Here is a 4,957-nt window from a genome sequence, read left to right as displayed (position 1 = left end):
TGCTTAAAGTTACAGCTTTCAGCGTAAAGCTTCCGTAGTTTTTAATGCTAAACGATAGTTATCGAACTTTTCCACAGTTTTTGCAAAAACGTTCAGAAGAAGCATTTAATGTTCCGCAGTCCGGGCAATACCATCTTCCGTCTGGCATCGGTTCAACAGGCGAGGGCGTTTGGTGTGCTTTTGCTGGAGTTTGAACGGGTGATGCAGTAAACAGCGGCGCAATATTCACATCTCTACGGCCAACACCAGCGAGACTTCTAAAATCCCACGATTTAACTTCTTGTGCCAATGTCCGTTTTGGTTCAATATACTGACCGCACCGTTGGCAATATCGAACACCCAACTTGTTTTCATAACCACAATTTTTACAAGCCATCAAAAATCCCCCTTTGCTTCTTGTTTAGAGACTTTACCTTCCTTTATCGAATAGCTAAAATTATCGAACCCACTAAAAATAGTGTCGAAATTCCCAACATAATCCATGCGGACTTCACTTTTGGGCTATTACTACAACTTTTGAAAGATATTGCCATCTGAATATAATACAAGGCTACAATTCCATATGAGAAAAACAAAGCAGCCCAAGCATACGGCACTGCACTTTCAGGGGTTAGTCTCACAAGATTACCAAGCCATATCGAAACGCACCCCCAAAGTGGTAAAGGCGCACCAAGAAAGAAATCATTTTTCTTGTCCATTTTTGTCCTCCTGTGACCTGATAATACGGTTTTATGGCATATTATCTTTGCATGGATTTGCGAAACACTCGGCCTTAAATACACGAATTGAGAAATATACCAATTATCAGCATCAGCATTCCAAAAGTGATCTGTGAACCCAAAAGACCTCCACCAGCATCATTTTTATCAGTGCTTTTAATTGCTTTCACCAAAAATTTAGGGAATATCACGCCTAAAATCGCCATTAAAACTATTATTATTCCTCTCATTTGATTTTCTCCCCTCTTATGCACATATTAGGTCAACTATGATAACATCAAAGCACAAGAATCAATCAACGTCCACAATTTTGTAGCAAAACAGAGAAATTTTGTAACGAAATCGGTGTGCGTACAGATAGTATGTTCCCTAACAGTGGACATCCAGCATTAGGGGAGCACACCAAAGCTACCTTTCGCCATATTACAAGTCAATCGTCAACCAAAGGCTTTTGACTATTTGAAGTTTTGGCATAATCGTATTATACTTGTAAGGAACAGGGCTGTATGTTGTGTAATGAAAAGCGGTCCCATGTGCACATGTGCAATGGAGGGATTTCAAAATGAATGTCTTGGTTTGTGACGATGAACGGCAGATCGTTGATTCTATCATTGAAACACTTGAAAAGAAAACCGAAGAAACACAGGTATCATCAAGATTTTATGGATTTTCTAAACCAAGTCAAATAGACTTATCACTTCCGTATGATATTGCGCTTCTGGATATTGATATGGGCGAAACAAATGGAATTGAGCTTGCCAGAAAGTTACGAGCAGAAAATGAAAATATTGTGATTATCTTCATTACAAATTTCATTCAGTATGCTCCAGAGGGATTTGAGGTTCAAGCCTTTCGTTACTTACTAAAAGCAGATCTCTCTGCTAAACTTGATTCCTACTTTGATTCAGCTGTCCAAGAAGTACTTCGACGGAAACAGCTTGTCACAATTTCAATCAACTCTGAAATTATCGATGTACCTGTAAATGACATTCTGTATTTAGAATCTCATCGAAGAATCATTGTTATGCACTTGTTGGACGAAAAACGCCCAGCATACCAATTTTACGGCAACATAACGGAACTATCCGAAAAAATCGAGCCACTCGGTTTCCTTCGTATTCAAAAAAGCTATCTTGTCAATATGCACTATGTCGAAATCTTTCAATACAATAAAGTCCAATTGCGCGGTGGTCTTTGTCTGGCTCCAAGCGAAAAGAATTATAGTGAGCTAAAACAGAAATATTTACATTGGCGAGGTAAAAGTAGATGGATGCTTTGATCAGTTTGGTTTACACAATCATAGATTCAGTCTGCGTATGTCTGTTTTTAGACGCTTTTGCTTCGCACCGTTGGAGGAATCATAGATTTCTTGTCGGTGTAATAGTTCAAACTATTTTAATGTATGCATCCATTGAATTCAGTGTTATTGCCTTAAATCGAAACCAAATCGTCAAAATTCTCTTGATTCTACTATCCTGCTTTATTGTTGCCAGAACTCTATATGAGAATATCTCAGGAAAGTTTTTATTATTTCTTATCGTTGTAGAATATCTCTTGACTTATAGTTTATCTTTTGCAGTCGGAATGCTTGCAACTTCGGTTTGTGGGATGGATGCTCAGACGTTTCAAGCAAACAAGACACTATCGCTAATCTACGGAATCTCTTATTATTCAGCCGAATTATTTATTATTGCGCTATTTCGCAAAATGATGCTTCAGCGTATGGGCAATAGACCCAGAAGCGATGCTCAACATTCGCAGCTGATTCTTTACTTTCTATTTCCATGCGCATCGTTTGTAATGCTTGTGATTCTACTTTACGTTACAAGCGGACACAATATAGAAGAATTTGTTTCTGCTGGCTGTTGCATTCTCATTTTTATTTCAAATATCGCAATCCTCTTTTTATTGGAGCGAATGGAATATGCCGCATCGGAAAGAGAACAATTATTGATGCTTAACCAGCAGATTCAGCTACAATCGAAAAACATGACTTCGGCAAGCGAACTTTATTCTGCCCAAAGGAAAAAAGTTCACGATTTCCGGGCGCACCTGAATATCCTAAATCGATTGATGAAGAATCAAGAGTATTCTGCCGCTGAAGAATATCTTGAAAAAATCACCGAACAGCAAACTGATCGGCTATTCCTTGTCAACACACATCATCCCATCTTGGACGCACTTTTCAATACAAAAGCTGCCGAAGCAACTCAAAAGAAGATCAGCATTGATTTTGAAGTGAATGATCTATCAAATCTTCCATTTGATGTCTCCGATATGGTAGTGCTTCTATCAAACCTTTTGGATAATGCCATTGAAGCGTGTCAGCAGTATGATAAGGGCGATAAAGCGATTCATGTCATGGCCGTTGCACAGCAAGACTTTTTTATCTCTGTCCGAAACACATCGGAACCTGTTGTAATTATAAGTGGTTCCATTCCAACGACAAAACCAGAACCGCAGATGCATGGCTTTGGACTTGCGAACATCCGGCTGATTCTCGAAAAATACAGTGGAGAGTATACGATGTTCTATGAAAATGGGTGGTTCCAGTTCACCGCTGATATACCGTTCACCCCGATTTCGTGACAGATTTTCTCCATCTTATTACAGAAACGTAGACAATATTGCTTGCTGCGTATACAGTGTAAGAAAGGATGGCACAATGCACAAATCGAAAGGAGTTACTCCAATGCAGCAATATAGCTTTGAATGAAATTCAAACTTATCAATTTAATAAGAAAGGATTGCTTATGGACGAGTAACGGATATCGAGAGCAGACCAAGGATTTTGACATTCCTGCATCTCAGAAAGACTGGACAAAATACCCTGATTCCTCTTGGGCTGGTGTTCTGGTAGATGCAACAAATCGCGTTGGCTGCTACTATGTTGTCAATATTGCTGCAAAGACCGGAAAGACTTGGTATGTTGAAATTTCAAATAATATCCGATAACCGTTTTTGAGCAAGGAGTTTTTTATGCTACCGTTTTTTAATCAAAAAGAGTTGGTGGTTTGCTCAAATCAATCTCAATACCAAAAATACACATCTCTTTTAGAAAAAGAAGGAATCGGATATCGAACAAAAGTACGCGATTTATCATCGCCGTCTTTGTTTTCGATGGGAACCCGTGAAAGAGCCGGAACTGCATTTCAAAAGGTCAACTATCAAACGCTCTATACGATATATGTTCGCAAAGCCGATTACGAACGTGCTGTTCACGTTATTCTTGCTTGATTAAATATGAACACTCCATTCAATTAAGACTACTGTTTATGGTACAATGCCTATGTCAGATTTATTAAAAAAGATAGCGTATTGGGCTTTAGTGCTAACTCTTGTAGTCGCTGAGATTGGCTCCTTTTTCGATTTATTTAATATCAATCCTTGGTGCTATCCTGTTTATGCTGCGTTGCTGATACTATATAATAAATTTTCTTCATACAATCCGATAAGTGAGAATCTAATTTCAAAAATTATTGCAATATGTTTCATTGTTGCAGCAGTAGCTCTTACTATAATAAAAGGACTGGTTGCATAAAGGGGTGAAGAAAGTTTATGGATTGGAACATTGGTTGGGTATTTTGGATTGGCTGTTCGTATTTTCTGACAATCGTAAACTGCTATTTTGTACTTGTCAAAAAGGCAAAATATAATTACATCATCGGAGTGTCTGGGATTGCCTTTTTCTCAGTTGCCTTGCTTGAAGAATTACGAATGTTTTCGCAATGGATTGAAGATGGAGAAGTTGGAATGCTAACCCACGCTCTTCAAAATCTTCCAGTTCAATTTACCATCAGATTTTTAATAGTTGTAGGCATAACAGCACTGTTAATAATAATTGATTTACATCGCACAAAATAGTCCTAATCCAAACCACAGATAGTAACCATTATGGATACGCAATAGAACTTTTACTGCGAAAATTCTATTGCATTGTGAGAATTAAATATGTTCCCCTGGCCAAATGATTAGTGTGCATCCATACTGATTGTTTGGCTTTTTATTTTCTGAAAAAGGAGTGTGATGCCATTGACCCAACCGAAAACAGACCTAGCCTACCTCCGCAACGAAAAAGCCAAAGCAGAGCAAAAGCTGCGATCTTGTCAGCACCGAGAGAAAATTCTTGAACGCCGGATGTCAGAGCTGAACCGGAGAGAGCGTGTGCATCGTCTTTGCACCCGTGCCGGAATGCTGGAAAGTTTTCTGGTCTGTCCGGGAGAACTGACCGACGATCA

Annotated in this window: 8 protein-coding genes; 5 read left to right on the top strand and 3 right to left on the bottom strand. The window is 38.8% G+C overall.

What is annotated here, in order from left to right; all coding sequences use genetic code 11:
- Positions 1–58: 58 nt before the first annotated feature.
- The 3 genes from AAAU26_RS01035 to AAAU26_RS01025 form a co-directional block, all read right to left on the bottom strand.
- A complete protein-coding gene (locus tag AAAU26_RS01035; RefSeq protein WP_097783021.1) occupies positions 59–376 on the bottom strand; it encodes a double zinc ribbon domain-containing protein in 318 nt (105 codons plus the stop codon).
- Between the two features lie 43 nt (positions 377–419).
- Entirely contained in the window at positions 420–698 is a 279-nt protein-coding gene (locus AAAU26_RS01030; RefSeq protein ID WP_015537337.1) for a hypothetical protein, read from the bottom strand.
- A gap of 74 nt (positions 699–772) precedes the next feature.
- Positions 773–949 (bottom strand): hypothetical protein, encoded by a 177-nt coding sequence (locus AAAU26_RS01025; RefSeq protein WP_015537338.1) that lies wholly within the window; start codon positions 947–949, stop codon positions 773–775.
- A 332-nt stretch (positions 950–1,281) separates the two neighbouring features.
- On the opposite strand from AAAU26_RS01025, the gene AAAU26_RS01020 reads away from it, so the two are divergent.
- The 5 genes from AAAU26_RS01020 to AAAU26_RS01000 form a co-directional block, all read left to right on the top strand.
- Positions 1,282–1,998 carry a LytR/AlgR family response regulator transcription factor gene (locus tag AAAU26_RS01020; protein WP_015537339.1) on the top strand — a complete coding sequence of 239 codons (717 nt, stop codon included), beginning with the start codon at positions 1,282–1,284 and terminating at the stop codon, positions 1,996–1,998.
- The gene (locus tag AAAU26_RS01015; RefSeq protein ID WP_015537340.1) at positions 1,986–3,308 is read left to right on the top strand and encodes a sensor histidine kinase; all 1,323 of its coding nucleotides are present in this window, start codon (positions 1,986–1,988) and stop codon (positions 3,306–3,308) included. The genes AAAU26_RS01020 and AAAU26_RS01015 overlap by 13 nt, the downstream gene beginning before the upstream one ends.
- A 390-nt stretch (positions 3,309–3,698) precedes the next feature.
- Positions 3,699–3,956 (top strand): hypothetical protein, encoded by a 258-nt coding sequence (locus tag AAAU26_RS01010; RefSeq protein ID WP_146746216.1) that lies wholly within the window; start codon positions 3,699–3,701, stop codon positions 3,954–3,956.
- 321 nt (positions 3,957–4,277) lie between these two features.
- Entirely contained in the window at positions 4,278–4,583 is a 306-nt protein-coding gene (locus AAAU26_RS01005; RefSeq protein ID WP_015537341.1) for a hypothetical protein, read from the top strand.
- 168 nt (positions 4,584–4,751) lie between these two features.
- The coding region (locus tag AAAU26_RS01000) for a DUF3847 domain-containing protein (RefSeq protein ID WP_431834266.1) at positions 4,752–4,957 on the top strand (206 nt) is incomplete at its 3' end.

This window comes from Faecalibacterium longum, from assembly GCF_040094125.1.
GTDB lineage: Bacteria > Bacillota > Clostridia > Oscillospirales > Ruminococcaceae > Faecalibacterium > Faecalibacterium longum.
The sequence above is the reverse complement of the archived record's forward strand: the minus strand, read 5'-3'. Positions and strand labels throughout refer to the sequence as shown.

Bases quoted from the DNA above. Each gene is read 5' to 3' on its own strand.
- AAAU26_RS01035 (WP_097783021.1), bottom strand. From the start codon at position 376: ATGGCTTGTAAAAATTGTGGTTATGAAAACAAGTTGGGTGTTCGATAT.
- AAAU26_RS01030 (WP_015537337.1), bottom strand. From the start codon at position 698: ATGGACAAGAAAAATGATTTCTTTCTTGGTGCGCCTTTACCACTTTGG.
- AAAU26_RS01025 (WP_015537338.1), bottom strand. From the start codon at position 949: ATGAGAGGAATAATAATAGTTTTAATGGCGATTTTAGGCGTGATATTC.
- AAAU26_RS01020 (WP_015537339.1), top strand. From the start codon at position 1,282: ATGAATGTCTTGGTTTGTGACGATGAACGGCAGATCGTTGATTCTATC.
- AAAU26_RS01015 (WP_015537340.1), top strand. From the start codon at position 1,986: ATGGATGCTTTGATCAGTTTGGTTTACACAATCATAGATTCAGTCTGC.
- AAAU26_RS01010 (WP_146746216.1), top strand. From the start codon at position 3,699: ATGCTACCGTTTTTTAATCAAAAAGAGTTGGTGGTTTGCTCAAATCAA.
- AAAU26_RS01005 (WP_015537341.1), top strand. From the start codon at position 4,278: ATGGATTGGAACATTGGTTGGGTATTTTGGATTGGCTGTTCGTATTTT.